Annotated in this window: 19 protein-coding genes; 13 read left to right on the top strand and 6 right to left on the bottom strand. The window is 60.6% G+C overall.

Annotation, left to right across the window (positions count from 1 at the left end):
• Nucleotides 1–48: 48 nt before the first annotated feature.
• Nucleotides 49–1,842 carry an ABC transporter transmembrane domain-containing protein gene (locus QMK54_RS09615; RefSeq protein ID WP_223594214.1) on the bottom strand — a complete coding sequence of 598 codons (1,794 nt, stop codon included), beginning with the start codon at nucleotides 1,840–1,842 and terminating at the stop codon, nucleotides 49–51.
• Between the two features lie 232 nt (nucleotides 1,843–2,074).
• On the opposite strand from QMK54_RS09615, the gene QMK54_RS09610 reads away from it, so the two are divergent.
• Nucleotides 2,075–2,254, top strand: a complete 180-nt coding sequence (locus QMK54_RS09610; RefSeq protein ID WP_007974065.1) for a PA1571 family protein — start codon at nucleotides 2,075–2,077, stop codon at nucleotides 2,252–2,254.
• A 175-nt stretch (nucleotides 2,255–2,429) separates the two neighbouring features.
• Here the strand turns inward: QMK54_RS09610 and pdxB are convergent, their stop codons facing one another.
• Entirely contained in the window at nucleotides 2,430–3,572 is a 1,143-nt protein-coding gene (gene pdxB / locus QMK54_RS09605; RefSeq protein ID WP_223594213.1) for a 4-phosphoerythronate dehydrogenase PdxB, read from the bottom strand.
• A 326-nt stretch (nucleotides 3,573–3,898) separates the two neighbouring features.
• On the opposite strand from pdxB, the gene QMK54_RS09600 reads away from it, so the two are divergent.
• Complete coding sequence (locus QMK54_RS09600; protein ID WP_223594212.1) at nucleotides 3,899–5,308, top strand: MATE family efflux transporter; 1,410 nt, start codon at nucleotides 3,899–3,901, stop codon at nucleotides 5,306–5,308.
• A gap of 218 nt (nucleotides 5,309–5,526) precedes the next feature.
• Here QMK54_RS09600 and tusA read toward each other — a convergent pair whose 3' ends face one another.
• Nucleotides 5,527–5,778 carry a sulfurtransferase TusA gene (tusA, locus tag QMK54_RS09595; protein ID WP_007987255.1) on the bottom strand — a complete coding sequence of 84 codons (252 nt, stop codon included), beginning with the start codon at nucleotides 5,776–5,778 and terminating at the stop codon, nucleotides 5,527–5,529.
• 196 nt (nucleotides 5,779–5,974) lie between these two features.
• Entirely contained in the window at nucleotides 5,975–7,048 is a 1,074-nt protein-coding gene (gene rlmM, locus QMK54_RS09590) for a 23S rRNA (cytidine(2498)-2'-O)-methyltransferase RlmM (protein WP_008001592.1), read from the bottom strand.
• Between the two features lie 222 nt (nucleotides 7,049–7,270).
• Here rlmM and acnA point away from each other — a divergent pair, with 222 nt between their 5' ends.
• From acnA to QMK54_RS09575, 3 genes are all read left to right on the top strand, one after another.
• Nucleotides 7,271–10,012, top strand: a complete 2,742-nt coding sequence (gene acnA, locus QMK54_RS09585) for an aconitate hydratase AcnA (protein ID WP_320402402.1) — start codon at nucleotides 7,271–7,273, stop codon at nucleotides 10,010–10,012.
• Nucleotides 10,013–10,255: 243 nt separating this feature from the next.
• Nucleotides 10,256–11,047: a CPBP family intramembrane glutamic endopeptidase gene (locus tag QMK54_RS09580; RefSeq protein WP_320402401.1), complete on the top strand. Its 792-nt coding sequence runs from the start codon at nucleotides 10,256–10,258 to the stop codon at nucleotides 11,045–11,047.
• 105 nt (nucleotides 11,048–11,152) lie between these two features.
• Nucleotides 11,153–12,718 (top strand): methyl-accepting chemotaxis protein, encoded by a 1,566-nt coding sequence (locus tag QMK54_RS09575; protein WP_223593557.1) that lies wholly within the window; start codon nucleotides 11,153–11,155, stop codon nucleotides 12,716–12,718.
• A gap of 178 nt (nucleotides 12,719–12,896) precedes the next feature.
• On the opposite strand, the gene QMK54_RS09570 is transcribed toward QMK54_RS09575, so the two are convergent.
• On the bottom strand, nucleotides 12,897–13,574 hold the full coding sequence (locus QMK54_RS09570) for an alpha/beta family hydrolase (RefSeq protein ID WP_110659707.1): 678 nt from the start codon (nucleotides 13,572–13,574) through the stop codon (nucleotides 12,897–12,899).
• 85 nt (nucleotides 13,575–13,659) lie between these two features.
• On the opposite strand from QMK54_RS09570, the gene ccoN (QMK54_RS09565) reads away from it, so the two are divergent.
• The 8 genes from ccoN (QMK54_RS09565) to ccoP (QMK54_RS09530) all read left to right on the top strand — a co-directional run bounded on the left by ccoN (QMK54_RS09565) (nucleotide 13,660) and on the right by ccoP (QMK54_RS09530) (nucleotide 20,555).
• Entirely contained in the window at nucleotides 13,660–15,084 is a 1,425-nt protein-coding gene (gene ccoN / locus QMK54_RS09565; RefSeq protein WP_110659708.1) for a cytochrome-c oxidase, cbb3-type subunit I, read from the top strand.
• Nucleotides 15,085–15,094: 10 nt separating this feature from the next.
• Nucleotides 15,095–15,703 carry a cytochrome-c oxidase, cbb3-type subunit II gene (gene ccoO, locus QMK54_RS09560; RefSeq protein WP_102698752.1) on the top strand — a complete coding sequence of 203 codons (609 nt, stop codon included), beginning with the start codon at nucleotides 15,095–15,097 and terminating at the stop codon, nucleotides 15,701–15,703.
• Between the two features lie 3 nt (nucleotides 15,704–15,706).
• On the top strand, nucleotides 15,707–15,901 hold the full coding sequence (locus QMK54_RS09555; RefSeq protein ID WP_110659709.1) for a cbb3-type cytochrome oxidase subunit 3: 195 nt from the start codon (nucleotides 15,707–15,709) through the stop codon (nucleotides 15,899–15,901).
• Nucleotides 15,898–16,851, top strand: coding sequence for a cytochrome-c oxidase, cbb3-type subunit III (gene ccoP / locus QMK54_RS09550; RefSeq protein ID WP_110659710.1), 954 nt, complete (start codon nucleotides 15,898–15,900; stop codon nucleotides 16,849–16,851). The genes QMK54_RS09555 and ccoP (QMK54_RS09550) overlap by 4 nt, the downstream gene beginning before the upstream one ends.
• A 482-nt stretch (nucleotides 16,852–17,333) precedes the next feature.
• Entirely contained in the window at nucleotides 17,334–18,776 is a 1,443-nt protein-coding gene (gene ccoN / locus QMK54_RS09545; RefSeq protein WP_110659711.1) for a cytochrome-c oxidase, cbb3-type subunit I, read from the top strand.
• Complete coding sequence (ccoO, locus tag QMK54_RS09540) at nucleotides 18,776–19,384, top strand: cytochrome-c oxidase, cbb3-type subunit II (protein ID WP_007905434.1); 609 nt, start codon at nucleotides 18,776–18,778, stop codon at nucleotides 19,382–19,384. The genes ccoN (QMK54_RS09545) and ccoO (QMK54_RS09540) overlap by 1 nt, the downstream gene beginning before the upstream one ends.
• Before the next feature lie 5 nt (nucleotides 19,385–19,389).
• Nucleotides 19,390–19,575, top strand: a complete 186-nt coding sequence (locus QMK54_RS09535; protein ID WP_003175465.1) for a CcoQ/FixQ family Cbb3-type cytochrome c oxidase assembly chaperone — start codon at nucleotides 19,390–19,392, stop codon at nucleotides 19,573–19,575.
• Nucleotides 19,572–20,555: a cytochrome-c oxidase, cbb3-type subunit III gene (gene ccoP, locus QMK54_RS09530; protein ID WP_110659712.1), complete on the top strand. Its 984-nt coding sequence runs from the start codon at nucleotides 19,572–19,574 to the stop codon at nucleotides 20,553–20,555. Before QMK54_RS09535 ends, ccoP (QMK54_RS09530) begins: the two co-directional genes overlap by 4 nt.
• Nucleotides 20,556–20,810: 255 nt before the next feature.
• Here ccoP (QMK54_RS09530) and QMK54_RS09525 read toward each other — a convergent pair whose 3' ends face one another.
• Nucleotides 20,811–21,815, bottom strand: a complete 1,005-nt coding sequence (locus QMK54_RS09525) for a metallophosphoesterase family protein (protein WP_320402400.1) — start codon at nucleotides 21,813–21,815, stop codon at nucleotides 20,811–20,813.
• Between the last annotated feature and the right edge of the window lie 51 nt (nucleotides 21,816–21,866).

Below are 21,866 nucleotides of genomic sequence, written 5' to 3'. Positions count from 1 at the left end.
AGTGGACGACATAATGCCCGAACCGGGCAACATTCATCATGTAGTCATTCACGCCGCTTCATTCCCATCACTGAACTGCAACGCCGCCAACCGCGCATACAACGCATTGCTGGCGATCAGTTCCTGATGCGTGCCCACCGCCACCAGCTTCCCTTGATCCATCACGGCGATCCGGTCGGCGTTTTTCACCGTGGCCAGGCGATGGGCGATGACCAGGGTGGTACGGTTTTTCATCAGGCTCGGCAGTGCCTGCTGGATCAGGTGTTCACTCTGGGCGTCGAGGGCGCTGGTGGCTTCGTCGAGGAGCAGGATCGGCGCGTCCACCAGAAGCGCCCGGGCGATGGCCAGGCGCTGGCGCTGGCCACCGGACAAACCGAGACCGCCGTCCCCCAGATGCGTCTGGTAACCGTTGGGCATGGCTTCGATGAAGTCATGGGCATAAGCGATCTTTGCCGCTTCCTGTACCTCGGCCAGGGTCGCCTGCGGATTGCCGTAGCGGATGTTTTCTTCGATGCTGCCGAAAAACAGCGCCGGTGTTTGCGAGACCAGGGCGAAGCAGCGGCGCAGGTCCAGCGGGTCGAGCTGAGTCAATGGCACGCCATCGAGCAGGATGTGCCCCTCGGCCGGGTCATAAAAACGCAGCAGCAAGTCATACACCGTCGATTTGCCGGCCCCTGATGGCCCGACCAGCGCCAGGGTCTCACCGGCATTGACGGTCAGGCTCAAGCCGTCGACGGCATAACTTTCCGGTCGCGACGGGTAGGAAAAACGCACATTTTGCAGTTGCAGGTGGCCGTCGACCCGGTCCGGCAATGTCACCGTGCCGGTCACCGGCGGCAGGATGATGTTTTCCGAACGCAGCAACTCGGCAATCCGCTCGGCCGCGCCGGCTGCCCGCTGCAATTCGCCGATCACTTCGCTCAACGTGCCGAACGCACTGCCGACGATCAGGCTGTAGAACACGAATGCCGCCAACTCGCCGGCGGAAATTCGCCCGGCGATGACGTCCATGCCGCCAACCCAGAGCATCACCCCGACCGCGCCCAATACCAGCACTATCACCAGGGTAATCAGCCAGGCCCGCTGGAAGATGCGTTTGCGCGCAGTGTTGAATGCCTCCTCCACCGTCACGGCAAACCGTTGCTCGTCCTGGGCCTGATGGTTGTAGGCCTGCACGGTCTTGATCTGCCCCAGGGTTTCCGACACATAGCTGCCGATATCGGCAATCCGGTCCTGACTCAGGCGCGAGAGGTTACGCACCCGGCGTCCGAAGATCAGGATCGGTGCGATCACCAAGGGCAAGGCCACCACCACGATACTGGTGAGCTTGGGGTTGGTGATGAACAACAGGACAATCCCGCCGATCACCATCAACAGATTGCGCAGGAACAACGACAGGGAAGATCCGATGACCGATTGCAGCAGCGTGGTATCGGCGGTCAGGCGGGACTGGATTTCCGAGCTGCGATTGTCTTCGTAAAACCCCGGGTGCAGGTAAATCAGATGATTGAACACCTGGCGCCGGATATCCGCCACGCAGCGCTCGCCGATCCACGACACCAGGTAAAACCGTGCAAACGTACCGATCGCCAGCCCCACCACCAGCAACATGAACAGCGCGATGGACTGATTGAGCAGGTGCGGTGACTGGGTCATGAACCCCTTGTCCACCAGCAGGCGGATGCCCTGCCCCATCGACAAGGTGATGCCCGCGGTGACGATCAGCGCCAGCAAGGCGCCAAAGGCCTGCCAGCGATACGGAGCGATGAAACGAATGGCCAGGCGAACAGCACGGCGGTGACGGGCAGAGAGCATCGCAATTTTCCAGGACAAAGCAGTCATTAGGGTCAGCCTATACCGCTCAATGGGGTGGCTCGCTGCAAATCACAATGAGTCAGGTTAATTATGTCCACCAACACTAGAGGCTAGACGCTATTGGTCTAAAGTTCGGGTAGCCACGCGAAGGCATTTCTGCTGGACTGGATGTGTCCCCCGGAAAGATCGCAGGGAGTTGTCATAGCCCGGTCACCTGGCGGTTCTACAGTAAGCACACAACCTGATGAGGAGACAGGCCATGTCCTTGCAACACAGCAGCGATGACAAGATTCAAGTGATCCGCACGCAACCAGACCAGTCTCTGGGTTGCTCGATTATTGACGAGCAGGGTCGCGAGGTACCGATCACTGAAGAGATGATCCAGAAAGCTTGCAGCGAACTGGAAAAGCGATTGGTCAAGCCTGCCGAACAAGAGTGATATAGCCACCGTCTTCTTGACCCGGCCCATTGTTGGCCGGGTTTTTTATGCCTGTTTTTCCAATTCGGAACCGTGGCGCGCCCTTCGCGAGCAAGCCCGCTCCCACACTGGATCTTCATGCACCACAAATCCCCTGTGGGAGCGGGCTTGCTCGCGAAGGGGCCACCAGGGTCTATCAGATGGCCGTCGCCCCCAACGCCGCCACAATCCTCTGCAACTCAGGCGCATCCCCCTCGATCCGCACCTGCAGCCCGTCGATCTCCCGGCGCGACGGATATTGCTTGCGCAGCACATCGAATGCCGCACGCTGCTCGCTGACACTGCCGACCAGGCTGCGACGGAAATCCGCATCGTCACGACGCGGGTCATACACGCCACGACACAGCATCGCCAACGCCCAGGCCGGGTCGCTTTGCGCATTGAGGGTCACGTGCGACAGCCACGGTGCCGGCAGCAAATCGCTCAGGCTGACGCGGGCCGGTTGCCCGAGGAAATCGCAATACGCCTGATAAATCTGCGCGGTCCCGCGCTGCTTGCCGTCGAGGCTGTAACCGGCAATGTGCGGCGTTGCCAGCACGCACAGCTCGGCCAGCGCTACGTCGACTTCAGGCTCGCCTTCCCAGACATCGAGCACCGCTTGCAGGTCTTCGCGCTCCAGCAGCACATCGCGCAGCGCCGCGTTGTTGACCACCGGCCCGCGACTGGCATTGATCAGCCAGGCACCGGGCTTGAGCTGATTCAGACGTTTTTCATCGAACAAATGCCAGGTCGATTGTTGACCCTGCTTGGTCAACGGCGTGTGCAGGCTGATGACGTCGCATTGCTCGACGATCTGTTCAAGGCTGACGTAGTCCCCGCCTTCAGCGGCTTGTCGTGGTGGATCGCACACCAGCACCTTCCAGCCCAGCCCTTGCAGGACCTTGATCAGCCGTCCGCCCACCTCGCCGGCGCCGACCACGCCGTAGGTACGCCGGGTCAGGTCGACACCTTCGATTTCGGCCAGGGTCAACAGGCTGCCGAGCACATAGTCGACCACGCCGCGGGCATTGCAGCCCGGTGCGCTGGACCAGGTGATGCCGACCTGCTGAAAGTAATCCAGGTCCAGATGATCGGTGCCGATGGTGCAGGTTCCGACAAAGCGCACCTTGCTGCCTTCGAGCAGCGCGCGATTGACGTTGGTCACCGAACGCACCAACAGCACATCGGCCTGCTCGACCATGGCACGGTCGATGGCGCGTCCCGGCACCCGGCGGATTTCACCGAAGCCTTCAAAGAACGCATCGAGCAGGGGGATATTTTCGTCGGCAACAATCAGCATGGCAGGCTCCTTTGGCGGATCGGCAGTGTAGGCGTAGATGGCCGTTGTGAGCCAGTAAGCATTGCGCGTCCCTTGTGGCGAGGGGGCTTGCCCCCGTTCGGCTGCGAAGCAGTCGCAAACTCAGTCTGCACGGTGCGCCTGGAAGAATGCGGTGGACGATTTGGGGCCGCTGCGCGGCCCAACGGGGGCAAGCCCCCTCGCCACAATAATGATCGGCACACAATCGGGTGGATGATTACAAATCCACAACACGGGTCTTTTCCTGACTGGCGCGTCAACGCGTAGAATGCGCGCCTGTGCTTCAACACCTTTTGGACGTTTCGCCATTGAATCCTGTAATCGAGAATACCGTCGCCACTGCTCCTGCGCGGACAACACCCGTACGCCTGGAACTCAAGGGCCTGCTCGGCCTGGCCCTGCCCATCATGATCGCGCAACTGGCCACCACGGCCATGGGCTTCGTCGATGCGGTGATGGCCGGGCGCGTCAGTCCAAGGGACCTGGCCTCGGTCGCCCTGGGCAACTCGATCTGGATTCCGGTCTACCTGTTGATGTCTGGCGTCCTGCTGGCAACCACACCCAAGGTCGCGCAACGCTTTGGCGCCGGGCAGTTTGACGAAATCGGCCCGCTGGTACGCCAGGCGCTGTGGCTGGCACTGTGTGTCGGGTTGATCGGCAGTGGCCTGCTGCTCAGCGCCGAGCCGATCCTGCACTGGATGAAAGTCGATCCGCAATTGATCGAGCCGAGCATGGGTTACCTGCACGGGATCGCCTTCGGTTTTCCGGGCATGGCTTTTTATTACGTACTGCGCTGCTATAGCGATGGCATGGGTCGAACCCGTCCGAGCATGGTCATTGGCTTGTGTGGCCTGCTGCTGAACATCCCGCTGAACTACACGTTGATCTACGGCCATTTCGGCGCACCGGCCCTGGGCGGCGTCGGTTGCGGCTGGGCCAGCGGCATCGTGATGTGGTTCATGGCGCTGAGCATGGCCGGCTGGACGTTCTGGGCCCCCTTCTATGCCCGCACCCGTGTACTGGTGCGCTTCGACCGGCCGAAATGGGCCGTGATCAAGCGTCTGGTCAGCATTGGCCTGCCGATCGGTATCGCCGTCTTCGCCGAGTCCAGCATCTTCGCGGTCATTGCCCTGCTGATCGGCAGTCTCGGCTCTACCGTGGTGGCCGGGCATCAAATCGCCCTGAATATCAGCTCGCTGCTGTTCATGATTCCTTACTCGCTGGGCATGGCGGTAACGGTGCGGGTCGGTCAGGCACTGGGGGCCGGCAATCCCTGGCAGGCGCGCTTCGCGGCGAAAGTCGGACTCGGCGCGGCACTGGTGTTCGCCGCGTTCTCGGCGAGCCTGATCCTGCTGCTGCGCGAACAAATCGCCTCGATCTACACGCCTGACCAGGCCGTGATCCAGATTGCGTCGATGCTGATTGTGTATGCCGCGCTGTATCAGTTTTCCGATGCCATCCAGGTGATCTGCGCAGGCGCGTTGCGTGGCTACCAGGACACCCGGGTGACGATGATCCTGACCTTGTTCGCCTATTGGGGCATCGGCCTGCCAGTCGGTTACTTGCTGGGACTGACCGACTGGTTCGGTCCGGCCAGTGGCCCGAGCGGGCTGTGGGAAGGGCTGATTGCCGGTTTGAGCTGTGCGGCGCTGATGCTGTCGATCCGCCTGACGCTCAGTGCGCGCCGGCGGATTCGTAACAGCCGCCCGGCGGGTTGACTGCACAAAAAAAAGACCTGCTTTTGCAGGTCTTTTTTTTGGGCGTTTACGGTTTGCAGGTCACTTCGTTTTCGACCAGGACGCGGTTTCTTGTAGGAGCTGGCTTGCCAGCGATGCTCGTTAACGATAACGCGTGTAAACCGGATAAACGCGGCGCACTTGAGTCCATCGCCGGCAAGCCGGCTCCTACAGGTATTGCGGTGTATCCCGGGGTGGGATCAGCCGGACTTCTTGCGAATCCAGTAGAGGTAGGTGCCCGCCTCTTCGTGCTGCGCCACCAGTTCGTGGTCAAGAAACACGCAGAATTTGGGAATGTCACGACGGGTCGACGGGTCGGTGGCGATCACCTTGAGCAGGCCGCCGGGCACCAGGTCACGAATGTGCTGGTGCAGCATCATCACCGGCTCCGGGCAGTTGAGGCCGGTGGCGTCGAGGGTGCCGTCTACCGGCGTATCAAGCATTTCACTCATGATTAACTCCTGAAACTGGCCGGCATTGTCGCGCATTGCCGGGTGTTCGGTCACCTGTGGCATATCGCCGCCGTTGCGGGATTGGCACTGACCTATGGGAGCGGGCTTGCTCGCGAAAGCGGTGTGTCAGCAACGTTGATGTCGACTGACAGGACGCCTTCGCGAGCAAGCCCGCTCCCACATTGGGCCGCGTGTATCAGCGGGATTTCGGCTTCTTCACGTCCAACCGACGCAAATGGCAGGTCACTTCCTCGCGGTCGTGGTACAGCTGCTTGCAGCCGATCTCGACCTTGATGCCCCGCGCCTTGAAGCCATCGGCAATGCGCTCGAGCAAACGCTTCACCTCGGCATAGCGCTGCTTCATCGGCAGCTTGAGGTTGACCACCGCCTCGCGGCAATGGCCGTCGCCGATCCACTCTTCCAGCATCGCGGCGTTGCGTGCCGGCTTTTCGACGATGTCGCAAACCATCCAGTCCACCGGTTGCTTGGGCTTGAAGGTGAAACCGTCAGCCATCAAGTGCTGCACCAGCCCCGTGTCCATCAGGCTTTCGGCCATCGGGCCGTTGTCGATGGCGGTCACCAGCATGCCGCGATTGACCAGTTGCCAGGTCCAGCCACCAGGAGCGGCTCCCAGGTCAACGCCAGTCATGTCGCCGTGCAAACGCTCGTCCCACTGGTCACGCGGGATGAAGTGGTGCCAGGCCTCTTCCAGCTTGAGGGTCGAGCGGCTCGGCGCCTCGCGGGGGAATTTCAAACGCGGAATGCCCATCGGCCACATCGCCGAGTTGTTCGACTCGGCCAGGCCCATGAACACTTCGCGACCGCTCTTGAAGGTCAGCAACAGACGCGGCTTGTGCGCATCTTCCACCAGCTTGCCGGCGGCCATCAGCGCCTTGCGCAGGTGCACTTCGAATTTCTTGCAGAAGTTCGACAGTTCCTTGCCGTCGTTGGTGTCGACCATTTCCAGCCACAGGCTGCCGCACAGCGGAAAGTCCGCCATATGATCGAGGATCACGCTGATGCGGTCGGTTTCCGGCAGATCGATGAAAATCCCCCGGGCCCACTGGCGCGGGAAGATCAGCTCGGCGAAACGCTGCCCGCGCATCAGGCGCTCGGCGCCGTCTTCTTCGGTGCAGACGAATTCGGCGCAGGCAGTTGCCGCCTTGGCCTTGGCATATCCGGCCACGTTCAAGCGCGCGGCGAGGTCGGAAATCTCGGAACAGACTTCGCCTTCGAAGCCCGGCCGGCAATGCATGAATAGGGTGTTCATTCTTACTCCTGGGCAATGGCGAGGAATTTCGGCCACTGCGCGATGCCCAGGCTTGCGTTGAAGCAAAGCCTGTCACGAAAACCCGCGCATGATAGCCGAGTTCGGAACCTGGGGTCTGTCCATAGAGTCCAGTTATTAGCCAGCTACCGAAAACAGGGCTAGGTTTAATGCTCTGCCCGTCCCCTCAGTCCGTAGCCGTGCGGACTCAAAGGAGTGATCGTAATGCCGTCCCTCGATAGCCTGAAAACGCTCAAGACCCTGCAAGTCGGTAACAAGACCTACCACTACTTCAGCCTGCCCGATGCCGCCAGGAGCCTGGGTGAGCTGGACAAGTTGCCGATGTCGTTGAAAGTCCTGCTGGAAAACCTGCTGCGCTGGGAAGATGAAAAAACCGTCACCGGCGCCGACCTCAAGGCAATTGCCGCGTGGCTCAAGGAGCGTCGCTCCGACCGCGAAATCCAGTACCGCCCCGCACGGGTGCTGATGCAGGACTTCACCGGCGTACCGGCGGTGGTCGACCTGGCTGCCATGCGCGCAGCGATGGCCAAGGCCGGCGGCGATCCGCAGCGGATCAACCCGCTGTCGCCGGTGGACCTGGTGATCGACCACTCGGTGATGGTCGACAAGTTCGCCAGCAGCAGCGCCTTCGAGCAGAACGTCGACATTGAGATGCAGCGCAATGGCGAGCGTTATGCGTTCCTGCGCTGGGGCCAGAGTGCCTTCGACAACTTCAGCGTGGTGCCGCCGGGCACCGGGATCTGCCACCAGGTGAATCTGGAATACCTCGGCCGCACGGTCTGGACCAAGGACGAGGACGGCCGCACCTATGCCTTCCCCGACACCCTGGTCGGCACCGACTCCCACACCACCATGATCAACGGCCTCGGCGTGCTCGGTTGGGGCGTCGGCGGTATCGAGGCGGAAGCGGCGATGCTCGGGCAACCGGTGTCGATGCTGATTCCGGAAGTGATCGGTTTCAAACTCACCGGCAAGCTCAGGGAAGGCATCACCGCCACCGACCTGGTGCTGACCGTGACCCAGATGCTGCGCAAGAAAGGCGTGGTGGGCAAGTTCGTCGAATTTTACGGCGACGGCCTCGCCGACCTGCCGCTGGCCGACCGCGCGACCATCGCCAACATGGCCCCGGAATACGGCGCCACCTGCGGTTTCTTCCCGGTGGACGACGTCACCCTGGAATACTTGCGCCTCTCAGGCCGGCCCCTCGAAACGGTGCAACTGGTCGAGGCCTACAGCAAGGCCCAGGGCCTGTGGCGCCTGCCCGGCCAGGAACCGGTGTTCACCGACAGCCTGGCGCTGGACATGGGCAGCGTCGAAGCCAGCCTCGCCGGACCAAAACGTCCACAGGACCGGGTTTCGCTGCCAAACGTCGCGCAAGCGTTCAGTGACTTCATCGACCTGCAGTTCAAACCCACCAGCAAGGAAGAAGGTCGCCTGGAAAGTGAAGGCGGTGGCGGTGTCGCCGTCGGCAATGCCGATATGGCCGGCGAAGCGGATTACGAATACGAAGGCCAGACCTATCGCCTGAAAAACGGCGCTGTGGTCATCGCCGCGATCACCTCCTGCACCAACACCTCCAACCCCAGCGTGATGATGGCGGCCGGGCTGGTGGCGAAGAAGGCCGTGGAAAAAGGCCTGAAACGCAAACCCTGGGTGAAGAGCTCGCTGGCCCCCGGCTCGAAAGTGGTCACCGACTACTATAAGGCGGCCGGCCTGACCCAATACCTCGACGAATTGGGGTTTGCCCTGGTCGGCTACGGCTGCACCACCTGCATCGGCAACTCCGGACCGCTGCCGGAGCCCATCGAGAAAGCCGTCCAGCAAGCCGACCTCACCGTGGCTTCGGTGCTCTCGGGCAATCGCAACTTCGAAGGCCGGGTGCATCCCCTGGTGAAAACCAATTGGCTGGCCTCCCCGCCGCTGGTGGTGGCCTACGCGCTGGCCGGCACGGTGCGCACTGATCTCAGTCGCGAGCCGTTGGGCGAGGACAAGGATGGCAAACCGGTATACCTGCGCGACATCTGGCCAAGCAGCAAGGAAATTGCCGAGGCGGTCAATCAGGTCAACACCGCCATGTTCCACAAGGAATACGCCGAAGTGTTTGCCGGTGACGAACAATGGCAGGCGATCAAGGTCCCGCAGGCGGCGACCTATGTCTGGCAGGACGATTCGACCTACATCCAGCACCCACCGTTCTTCGACGGCATCGGCGGCCCGCCGCCCGTGGTCAAGGATGTCTGCGCAGCGAACATTCTCGCGTTGCTCGGCGACTCGGTGACCACCGACCACATCTCCCCGGCCGGTAACATCAAGGCCGACAGCCCGGCCGGGCAATACCTGCGAGACAAAGGCGTGGAGCCGCGGGACTTCAACTCCTACGGTTCGCGACGGGGCAACCATGAAGTGATGATGCGCGGCACCTTCGCCAATATCCGCATACGCAACGAAATGCTCGGCGGCGAAGAAGGCGGCAACACCCGCTACATTCCCACCGGGGAGAAAATGCCGATCTACGACGCCGCCATGCGCTATCAGGCTTCGGGCACGCCGCTGGTGGTGATCGCCGGCCAGGAATACGGCACCGGATCGAGCCGCGACTGGGCGGCCAAAGGCACCAATCTGCTGGGGGTCAAAGCGGTCATCGCCGAAAGCTTCGAACGCATCCACCGCTCCAACCTGGTGGGCATGGGCGTGCTGCCGTTGCAATTCAAGCTGGATCAGAACCGCAAGAGCCTGAACCTGGGCGGCAGCGAAACCCTGGACATCCTCGGCTTGACCGGCGTCGAATTATCTCCACGGATGAACCTGACGCTGGTGATCACCCGCGAAGACGGCAGCCGCGAGAAAATCGAGGTGTTGTGCCGGATCGATACGCTCAATGAGGTGGAGTACTTCAAGGCGGGAGGGATTCTGCATTACGTGTTGCGGCAGATGATTGCCTCTTGATCTAGCGCTGAAAAAGACACCGCCTTCGGGCGGTGTTTTTGTTTGGGTCACGCTTATAATCGCAGCCCTCGGGACACCCCAATCCGTGGCGAGGGAGCTTGCTCCCGCTCGACTGCCAAGCAGTCGCCAGCCCTGCAGATGCACTTCATCTGGCACACCGGGTTGATGTTGCTGGGGCCGCTTCGCAGCCCAGCGGGAGCAAGCTCCCTCGCCACAAAAGCTATTCATCTCTAAGGACTTCACATGCTTGCCCTGCCATGGACGTTTCTGGCCCTGCTTTCCTTCGGCTACGGCCTGGCGCTGACCTACGGCCACCTTGGCTGGCTCTCGGCAATCCCGGTGTTCCTGTTGCTGGTCGCAGGTGTCGCCGTCCGCCAACACTACATCCCTTTTGCCCGCTACCTTGGCCATGGCCTGTTCATCGTCCTGGCCTTGGCCTTGGCGACGCATTGGCTACCCGGCTTCTATAACGGTCGCGTTATCGATCCCCAGCGTTTTACCGATGATGCCGTGTCATTCGCCATGCACCTGAACCTGGACAAACCGCTGATCGGCTTCTGGTTGTTGCTGGTTTGCCCGTGGATTGCCGGCCGCCGTTCACTTCGGCTATCGCTGTATGCCACCGCACTGGCACTGCCCCTGAGCACCGTGCTGGCGTTGGGCGGCGCGCTGTTGCTGGGCGTCATCGCCTGGGCGCCGAAATGGCCGGATCAAGCCTGGTTGTGGCTACTGAACAATCTGCTGCTGGTGACCCTGGTCGAGGAAGCGCTGTTCCGCGGCTACATCCAGGGTGGCCTGAGCCGTTGCCTGAAAAACCTGCGCCATGGCGAAAACCTGGCCCTGCTCCTGGCTTCGTTGATCTTCGGCCTGGCGCATGTCGGGGCAGGATGGCAATGGGTCTTGCTGGCCAGCCTGGCCGGGATCGGCTATGGCCTGGCCTACCGTTTCGGCGGACTGGCTGCTGCCGTTGCCTGCCACTTCGGCCTGAACCTGCTGCACTTCGGCCTGTTCACCTATCCGATGCTCGTCGGCTGACGCAAGGGTCATTTTGCGACGCATCGCTGATTATCGAAAAATAATCTCAACAATCCGCCGATCTTGCCGATACAGCACTTGAAAGCCTTGCGGATTAAAAAAGCCATGCGTAACAACCAGCCAATTACACAACGCGAGCGGACCTTCCCGGCTCAGCAACGGTTGATTTCCACCACCGATGCCAAGGGCATGATCACCTACTGCAACGACGCCTTCGTCGAGATCAGCGGGTTTTCCCGAGAGGAGTTGATCCGTGCACCGCACAACCTGGTCCGTCACCCCGACGTCCCGGCCGCGGTGTTCGCACACATGTGGGCCACGCTGAAACAAGGCTTGCCATGGATGGGCATTGTCAAGAATCGCTGCAAGACCGGTGATCATTACTGGGTGAACGCCTATGTGACACCGATCTTCGAAGGCAAACAGGTGACCGGTTACGAGTCGGTGCGGGTCAAGCCCACCGCCGAACAGATCCGCCGCGCCGAAGCGCTCTACCAACGCATCAACCAGGGCAAGTCGGCCATTCCCTCTTCGGATAAATGGTTGCCGATCCTGCAGGACTGGTTGCCGTTCATTCTGGTCAGCCAGTTGAGCTTCATGATCGGTGCATCGCTGAACTCCCATTGGGGTTTTGCCCTGGCGGCCGGTCTTTCGGTGCCACTGGGCCTTATGGGCCTGCGGTGGCAACAGCGTGGCCTCAAGCGCTTGCTGCGCCTGGCCGAGCAGACCACGTCCGACCCGTTGATCGCACAGATGTACACCGACAGTCGCGGCGACCAGGCGCGCCTGGAGATGTCGATCCTCAGTCAGGAAGCGCGCCTGAAAACCTGCCTGACGCGTCTGCAGGACACGGCCGAACACCTGACCGATCAGGCCCGGCAATCCGATGCCCTGGCGCACAACAGCTCCAGCGGCCTGGAACGTCAACGGGTCGAGACCGAGCAAGTGGCCACTGCGGTCAACCAGATGGCCGCGACTACCCAGGAAGTCGCCAGCCACGTACAACGCACCGCCGACGCCACCCAGGAAGCCAATCGCCTGACCGGTCGTGGTCGCGACATCGCCGGGGAAACCCGCGAAGCCATCCAGCGCCTGTCGGTGGTGGTCGGTGAAACCGGCGTGACCGTGACCCAACTGGCCAAGGACAGCAACGAAATCGGTGGTGTGGTCGACGTGATCAAAGGCATCGCCGACCAGACCAACCTGCTGGCGTTGAACGCCGCCATCGAAGCGGCCCGGGCCGGCGAGATGGGTCGTGGTTTTGCGGTGGTGGCCGACGAAGTCCGTCAGCTGGCGCAACGCACCAGCGAGTCCACCGGGCAGATCCATGCGCTGATCGCCAAGCTCCAGCAAACCGCCGGCACCGCCGTGCAGACCATGGAAGCCGGGCATCGTCAGGCCGAAGAAGGTGTAGCGCGGGTACTGGAAGCGGACCAGGCTCTGGTGGGGATCAGCGAAGCGGTGGCCAACATCACCGACATGACCACCCAGATCGCTGCCGCGACCGAAGAGCAAAGTGCCGTGGCTGAAGAAATCAGCCGCAACATCAGCAACATTTCCCAGTTGGCGGACCAGACTTCGGAACAGGCGCAGAACTCGGCGTTGCTCAGTGAAGAGCTGACCAAGACTGCCAATACCCAGTATTCGTTGGTGGAGCGGTTCAACCGCTGATAGAGGCTGGAATGACAAAAACCCGGACAGCGAAAGCTTCCGGGTTTTTATTGTCTCGTCGGAAATGATGTTGCCCGTCCTGGCCTCTTCGCGAGCAAGCCCGCTCCCACAATTGAAATGCATTCCAAATGTGGGAGCGGGCTTGCTCGCGAAGAGGGCCTGACTGGCACTGCAAATCTCATTGCAGAAATGCGGTTACCTTCCCAGCCGCAGCCGCCAAATGCTGCTCATGGCTAAACCCCGAAGCCTTCAACGGTTTCAAATCATGATCCCCCGCCGCCAGCCAGAACACCTCGATACTCGGTGACAGCACATAACCCTCGACCGCCTCACGATTACCCAGCGCATCGCGCTCGCCCTGCACAATCAACGTGCGGGTTTTCAAAGAAGCCAGATGTTCGACCCGTGGCTTCTCCGGCTTGCCCACTGCATAGAACGGATAACCCAGGCACACCAGCGCATCCGCGCCCAACTCATCAGCCAGCAGACTGGCCATGCGCCCACCCATGGACTTGCCGCCGATGGCCAGCGGCCCAGTGACATGACGTCGCACCTGGGCATACACCTCACGCCAGCATTCCAGCAGTTTCGGTGCCGGGTTCGGCGGGCGCTTGCCACCATCGATGCGCCGCTGTGCCATGTAGGGAAATTCGAAACGCAACACGTTGACGCCTTGCGCGGCGAGGCGTGCAGCCATGCCGCTCATCCAGTCGCTGTCCATCGGTGCGCCGGCGCCATGGGCGAGGATCAGCGTCGCCGCAGCCTTGCCGCTGGCGGCATTCCACAACCATCCATGATCCCGCACGCACTGCGCCCATTGATCCCCGTCAATACCGGCCTTGTGCTGTTTGTCCATGCTTGCCTCGCTTTTAGTCTGCCTATAACTCCAGGCGAAGGATGCGCTGCCGCACTCACTTCGGCTGAACCGTGGATGGGGAACCATGAACACTTCTATCAGTACCGCCTACAACTACAAGGTGGTCCGCCAATTCGCCATTATGACGGTGGTGTGGGGCATCGTCGGCATGGGGCTCGGGGTTTTTCTCGCGGCCCAGTTGGTCTGGCCCGAACTCAACTTCAATTTGCCGTGGACCAGCTTCGGTCGCTTGCGCCCGTTGCACACCAACGCGGTGATCTTCGCCTTTGGCGGCTGCGCCCTGTTCGCCAGTTCTTTCTACTCGGTGCAACGCACCTGCCAGACACAATTGTTTGCGCCAAAAATCGCCGCGTTCTGTTTCTGGGGCTGGCAACTGGTGATCCTGCTGGCGGCCATCAGCCTGCCGCTGGGCTACACCAGTTCCAAGGAATACGCCGAGCTGGAATGGCCGATCGATATCCTGATCACCATCGTCTGGGTTGCCTACGCCATCGTGTTCTTCGGCACGATCATGCAGCGCAAGACCAAGCACATCTATGTCGGTAACTGGTTCTTCGGTGCGTTCATCATCACCGTGGCGATCCTGCACATCGTCAACAACCTGGAATTGCCGGTCAGCTTCACCAAGTCCTACTCGCTGTACTCCGGTGCCACCGACGCCATGGTGCAATGGTGGTACGGGCACAACGCCGTGGGCTTTTTCCTCACCGCCGGTTTCCTCGGCATGATGTATTACTTCGTGCCGAAACAGGCCGAGCGTCCGGTCTACTCCTATCGCCTGTCGATCGTGCACTTCTGGGCGCTGATCACTTTGTACATCTGGGCCGGCCCGCACCACTTGCACTACACCGCGCTGCCGGACTGGGCGCAGTCGCTGGGCATGGTGATGTCGTTGATCCTGCTGGCGCCAAGCTGGGGCGGGATGATCAACGGCATGATGACCCTGTCGGGCGCCTGGCATAAGTTGCGCAGCGACCCGATCCTGCGCTTCCTCGTGGTGTCCCTGGCGTTCTACGGCATGTCGACCTTCGAAGGACCGATGATGGCGATCAAGACAGTCAACGCCCTCTCCCACTACACCGACTGGACCATCGGCCACGTACACGCAGGCGCCTTGGGCTGGGTGGCGATGATCTCCATCGGCGCGCTGTACCACATGATTCCGAAAGTCTTCGGACGCGAGCAGATGCACAGCATCGGCCTGATCAACGCGCACTTCTGGCTCGCCACCATCGGCACCGTTCTGTACATCGCCTCGATGTGGGTCAACGGTATCGCCCAGGGCCTGATGTGGCGTGCGGTGAACGAAGACGGCACGCTGACCTACTCCTTCGTCGAGACCCTGGTGGCCAGCCACCCTGGCTTCGTCGTGCGGCTGGTGGGTGGTGCGATCTTCCTCAGCGGCATGTTCCTGATGGCCTACAACACCTGGCGCACCGTGCGGGCCTCGCAGCCTGCCGACGTCGCCGCTGCCGCGCAGATGGCCTGAGGAGTCCGCCATGAAACACGAAACTATCGAGAAAAACGTCGGCCTGTTGCTGCTGCTGATGATCCTGGCCGTGAGCATCGGAGGCCTGACCCAGATCGTCCCGCTGTTCTTCCAGGACGTGACCAACAAACCGGTGGAAGGCATGAAGCCCTACACCGCACTGCAACTGGAAGGTCGCGACATCTATATCCGCGAAGGCTGTGTCGGGTGTCACTCGCAGATGATCCGCCCGTTCCGCGCCGAAACCGAACGTTACGGTCACTACTCTGTGGCCGGCGAAAGCGTCTGGGATCACCCGTTCCTGTGGGGCTCGAAGCGCACCGGGCCGGACCTGGCGCGGGTCGGCGCGCGCTACTCGGATGACTGGCACCGCGCGCACTTGTACAACCCGCGCAACGTCGTGCCGGAGTCGAAGATGCCGGCCTACCCGTGGCTGGTGGCCAATCAGCTCGACAGCAGTCATACCGAAACCAAGATCAAGGCCATGCGCACCCTGGGCGTGCCGTACACCGACGAAGACATCGCCGGTGCCGTCGCTTCGCTCAAGGGCAAGAGCGAGATGGACGCGCTGGTCGCCTACCTGCAAGTGCTCGGCACTGCCATCAAGAGCAAGAGGTGAGCAATGTTTGAATTGAGCACTGGAATGATCCGCGGTCTCGGCACCGTCGTGGTGTTCGTGGCCTTCGTCGGCTTGACCCTGTGGGTATTCAACAGCAAGCGCAGCCCGGAATTCGCCGAAGCGCGCCTGCTGCCCTTCGCCGACGAGCCACAACCCGACACCACCGAAGAATCAGCAACAAGGAGTACCCGGCCATGACCACCTTCTGGAGTACGTGGATCTGCGTACTGACCATCGGCAGCCTGATCGGCCTGACCTGGCTGCTGATCGGCACCCGCAAGGGCGAAACCAAAGGCAGCGTCGACCAGACCATGGGCCACAGCTTCGACGGCATCGAGGAGTACGACAACCCGCTGCCGCAATGGTGGTTCATGCTGTTCGCCGGCACGCTGGTGTTTGCCGTCGGCTACCTGATTCTTTACCCGGGCCTGGGCAACTGGAAAGGCATCCTGCCCGGCTACGAGAACGGCTGGACCGGCGTGCACGAATGGGAAAAGGAGATGGCCAAGGCTGACGCGAAGTTCGGACCGATCTTCGCCAAATTCGCAGCGATGCCAGTAGAAGAAGTGGCCAAGGACCCGCAGGCACTGAAAATGGGCGGCCGCCTGTTTGCCTCCAACTGCTCGGTGTGCCACGGCTCGGACGCCAAGGGTGCATTCGGCTTCCCCAACCTGAGCGACAGCGACTGGCGCTGGGGCGGCGCGGCCGAAACGATCAAGGCCACCATCATGGGCGGCCGGATGGCGATGATGCCAGCCTGGGGCGAAGTCCTGGGCGAAGCCGGTGTGAAGAACGTCGCCGCTTATGTGCGCCATGATCTGGCCGGCCTGCCGCTGCCTGCCGACAGCAAAGCCGACCTTCCGGCCGGACAGCAAGCGTTCAGCACTACTTGCGTCGCCTGTCACGGAGCTAATGGCCAGGGCACCGAAGCCATGGGCGCGCCGAACCTCACGCACCCGGCCGGGTTCATTTACGGCACCAGCCTGACGCAGCTTGAACAAACGATTCGCCATGGTCGCCAGGGCCATATGCCGGCGCAAAACGAACTGCTCGGCAACGACAAGGTGCAATTGCTGGCCGCGTATGTGTACAGCCTGTCCCACGGTTTGAATACCGAGCGCCTGCAGGCTGAAGACAACCGCAAGTAAATCCCGACCGCTCTGCTGCCGCATTCTCCCGGATGCGGCAGTTCCCTGCCCCTTTGCGACCCATTGTCGCACCCTCGCATAGACTTTCTTTCGGATCACCGAATTCGGGTCTAAGCTTCCCCCGATGCGGACTGGCCGGTGCCGGTTCCAGGTCGACCCTGAACGATGTGTTCGACAAATCTGCCCGATGACAGGCCGCAAAGGCTGGTAGATACCGGCTGTCGCGCCAGTTGCCTTCGGTCAGCCAAAGGTTGCGTTTGAACACACCCCGTTACATCCGACCTGACCCCCTCGCCTGATCAGTCCGCCAGGACATTTTGCCCACGGGCAAATTTGTCCTTACGCGGTGCATGGAAAGGCCGCAGAATCAGCATTTGAAAGCATTGACCCAGGTCATGGCGCGTTGCAATGACCCCTTGCTTTCTCCATACTTGCGGCCGATTTTTAATCCTAATAAAACACCCAAACCGTGGAACCTTAGAATGAGCACAGCAATCAGTCCGACTGCTTATAACTATAAGGTAGTCCGCCAGTTCGCCATCATGACGGTGGTCTGGGGGATCCTTGGCATGGGGCTCGGTGTCTTCATCGCCTCGCAACTGGTCTGGCCGGAGTTGAACTTCGGTCTGCCATGGACGAGCTTTGGACGCCTGCGCCCGCTGCACACCAACCTGGTGATTTTCGCCTTCGGTGGATGTGCACTGTTTGCCACTTCTTATTACGTCGTGCAGCGAACCTGCCAAACGCGACTGATTTCCGACAGCCTCGCCGCCTTCCACTTCTGGGGATGGCAAGCGGTGATCATCGGCGCCATCGTTACCTTGCCGCTGGGTTACACCACCACCAAGGAATACGCGGAACTGGAATGGCCCCTGGCTATTCTGCTGGCCATTGTCTGGGTCACCTACGGTCTGGTGTTCTTCGGCACCATCGTCAAGCGCAAGACCAAGCACATCTATGTGGGTAACTGGTTCTACGGCGCGTTCATCGTCGTGACCGCGATGCTGCACATCGTCAACCACATGTCGCTGCCGGTCAGCCTGTTCAAGTCCTATTCGGCCTACTCGGGTGCGACGGACGCGATGATCCAGTGGTGGTACGGCCACAACGCCGTGGGCTTCTTCCTGACCACCGGTTTCCTGGGGATGATGTACTACTTCGTGCCGAAACAGGCCGAGCGCCCGATCTACTCCTATCGCCTGTCGATCGTGCACTTCTGGGCACTGATCACCCTGTACATCTGGGCCGGTCCGCACCACCTGCACTACACCGCACTGCCGGACTGGGCTCAGTCCCTGGGCATGGCGATGTCGATCATCCTGCTGGCTCCGAGCTGGGGCGGCATGATCAACGGCATGATGACCCTGTCGGGCGCCTGGCATAAGTTGCGCACCGACCCGATCCTGCGCTTCCTGGTGGTCTCCCTGGCGTTCTACGGCATGTCGACCTTCGAAGGCCCGATGATGGCCATCAAGACCGTGAACTCCCTGTCGCACTACACCGACTGGACCATCGGCCACGTACACGCCGGCGCTCTGGGCTGGGTAGCAATGATCTCGATCGGCGCGATCTACCACATGATCCCGAAACTGTTCGGTCGTGCGCAGATGCACAGCACCGGCCTGATCAACACCCACTTCTGGCTCGCAACCATCGGTACCGTGCTCTACATCGCTTCGATGTGGGTCAACGGCATCACCCAGGGCCTGATGTGGCGTGCAATCAACGATGACGGCACCCTCACCTACTCGTTCGTCGAAGCGCTGCAAGCCAGCCACCCAGGCTTCATCGTTCGCGCCCTGGGCGGTGCGTTCTTCGCCTCCGGCATGCTGTTCATGGCCTACAACGTCTTCCGTACCGTACGCGCCTCGAACCCGGCTGAAGCCAAAGCCGCCGAACAGATCGCCGTAGTTGGAGCTCACTGATGAAGCATGAAGCAGTCGAGAAGAACATTGGCCTGCTGGCCTTCTTCATGGTCATCGCCGTCAGTGTCGGCGGCCTGACCCAGATCGTTCCGCTGTTTTTCCAGGACGTCACCAACAAGCCGGTCGAGGGCATGAAGCCCCGCACCGCCCTTGAACTGGAAGGCCGGGACGTTTATATCGCCAACGGTTGTGTCGGCTGCCACTCGCAGATGATCCGTCCGTTCCGTGCTGAAACCGAACGCTACGGCCACTACTCGGTCGCCGGTGAAAGCGTCTGGGACCACCCGTTCCTGTGGGGTTCCAAGCGTACCGGTCCGGACCTGGCCCGTGTCGGCGGTCGTTACTCCGATGACTGGCAGCGTGCGCACTTGTACAACCCGCGCAACGTAGTGCCCGAGTCGAAAATGCCGGCCTACCCGTTCCTCGTGGAAAACAAGCTCGACGGCAAGGACACTGCGAAGAAAATGGAAGTCTTGCGCACGCTCGGCGTCCCTTACACCGACGAAGACATCGCCGGTGCAAAAGACGCAGTGAAGGGCAAAACCGAAATGGACGCGCTGGTGGCCTATCTGCAAGGCCTGGGCACCATCATCAAAAGCAAACGGTGAATTAGATGGATATCGGGATGATTCGTGGCCTGGGCACCGTTGTCGTGATGGTGGCCTTCATTGGACTGGCACTGTGGGTGTTCAGCCCCAAGCGCAAGTCGGAGTTTGAAGACGCGACCTTGCTGCCTTTCGCGGATGATCCCGAAGCCATCAAGCACGTCGAGCAAGCTTCTAGGAGTAACAAAGAATGACTACATTCTGGAGTCTGTACGTCACAGTCCTCAGTCTCGGTACGATCTTCGCCCTGACCTGGCTGCTGCTGTCGACCCGCAAGGGCCAGCGCAGCGAACAGACGGACGAGACGGTCGGGCACTCCTTCGACGGGATCGAGGAGTACGACAACCCGCTGCCGAAATGGTGGTTCATGCTGTTCGTGGGCACCATCATCTTCGCACTGGGCTACCTGGCGCTGTATCCGGGCCTGGGTAACTGGAAAGGCCTGCTGCCGGGTTACGGCTACCTCGACAACGAGAAGCAGACCCCGTTCGCCAACGGCCAGACCGGCTGGACCGGCGTTCACGAGTGGGAAAAGGAAATGGCCAAGTCGGACGCCAAGTTCGGTCCGATCTTCGCCAAGTTCGCTGCCATGCCCATCGAAGAAGTGGCCAAGGACCCGCAAGCCCTGAAAATGGGTGGTCGCCTGTTCGCTTCCAACTGCTCGGTTTGCCACGGTTCCGACGCCAAGGGCGCCTATGGTTTCCCTAACCTGACCGACGCCGACTGGCGCTGGGGCGGCGAGCCGGAAACCATCAAGACCACCATCATGGGCGGCCGTCACGCGGTGATGCCGGCGTGGGCTGAAGTGATCGGCGAGCAAGGCGTGGCCGACGTGGCCGCGTTTGTCCTGACCAACCTCGATGGCCGCAAGCTGCCGGAAGGCACCAAGGCCGACCCGGTTGCCGGGCAGAAACTGTTCGCCACCAACTGCGTGGCGTGCCACGGTCCGGAAGGCAAAGGTACGCCAGCGATGGGCGCACCTAACCTGACTCACCCGGCCGCGTTCATCTACGGTTCGAGCTTTGCTCAACTGCAGCAGACCATCCGTTACGGCCGTCAGGGCCAGATGCCTGCGCAAGAGCAAATGCAGGGTAACGACAAGGTTCACCTGCTGGCCGCTTACGTCTACAGCCTGTCTCACGGCGAAAAAGCTGCGGAAGCCGAGGCTCAGTAAGACCTGCGCTTTCGGTAACAACAAAGGCCGCGCCAGTGAATCTGGCGCGGCCTTTTTGTTGGCTTTCTCTGGTTGGGAGATCATTTCATTTTCGACCAGGACTCGGCCTCTGTAGGAGCTGGCTTGCCAGCGATGGTCGTTAACGATAACGCGTGTGACCGGATAAACGCGGCGCACTTGAGTCCATCGCCGGCAAGCCGGCTCCTACAGGTATTGCGTTATCGGTGTTTCCCGGGATTGCGTGAAGAACCTTTTTCATGGGCGGCTGGCAAAAATCGATTTCACGGGCACCGTCTGGATCAACTGACGCGCCTGCCAATCGTTGTTCTTCACCAGGCTGACATGCAGTTGCTTGCGATCCTCGGAAAAACTGGCAACCAGGTAAGTCTCCTGAGAAGCGCCACCGCTGAGAAACATCGGCACACCGTTCAGGTTGGAGGCTTGGCCTCCGTCCTGATGGTAGTGACCCGCGAAGATGGCCGTGACCTCATACCTGGCGACCATTTCCCGGAAGCGTTTGACTTGCTCCCAATCCCCCATCATTCCGTCCGGCTTATGCATGTTGATGATGATCGCGTAGCCCTGAGCCCGGGCAGCCTTGAGATCTTTCTCCAACCAGTCGAGCGAACTGGTGATTTCGAATGTCGTCGGATTCAACACATGAGATATGCGGGTTCTGTAAGTCGGCTCATTATTCAACTGAACCATATGAACCTCGCCTATATTTTTTGAGTAAGCGAGACTGCCCGAATACAACCTGTAGAGCGCTTCTCCGGTTATACGCAGATCAATCTCGTCGACTTTACCCAAGTGGTGCTCCTTGAACTCCACGATACTGCCAGCAGCGCAGCTATTACTAAAACAATCATCAACATTATTCTGATAGTCGTGATTACCCAGACCATAAAGGTAATCACCTGCAAAGTATTTATTCAATGTCGACTCAAGGTAGGAGCGCTGCCATCCATGACCAAACGCTGTCATGTCGCCATTGATCATCAAGGGCACTTGTGACGGCGCGCCATGTTTCATACGGAAGTCGGCAATGCTCGCAAACTGGCTATCGAGCAGCCATCTGGAACGTTTTTCAAAGTCTGCAGCGGACTCGGGCTCGCCACTATCGGACTTCTCTGTCCATGGATATTGCGGATCAGAGGCAAAAACCATATGAAGCGGCATTCCTTCCACCGCCTGCACAACACTGGATGCCGAGAACAACAGCAGGCAGGCAAAAAACTTGATACTTGCATGAGTAAACATAGCGTCGAATTCCATCCATAGAATTAATAACACGCGAACAAAAAATCATCC

Origin of the sequence: Pseudomonas sp. P5_109 (assembly GCF_034009455.1) — a bacterium.
Taxonomy (GTDB): domain Bacteria; phylum Pseudomonadota; class Gammaproteobacteria; order Pseudomonadales; family Pseudomonadaceae; genus Aquipseudomonas.
The sequence above is the reverse complement of the archived record's forward strand: the minus strand, read 5'-3'. Positions and strand labels throughout refer to the sequence as shown.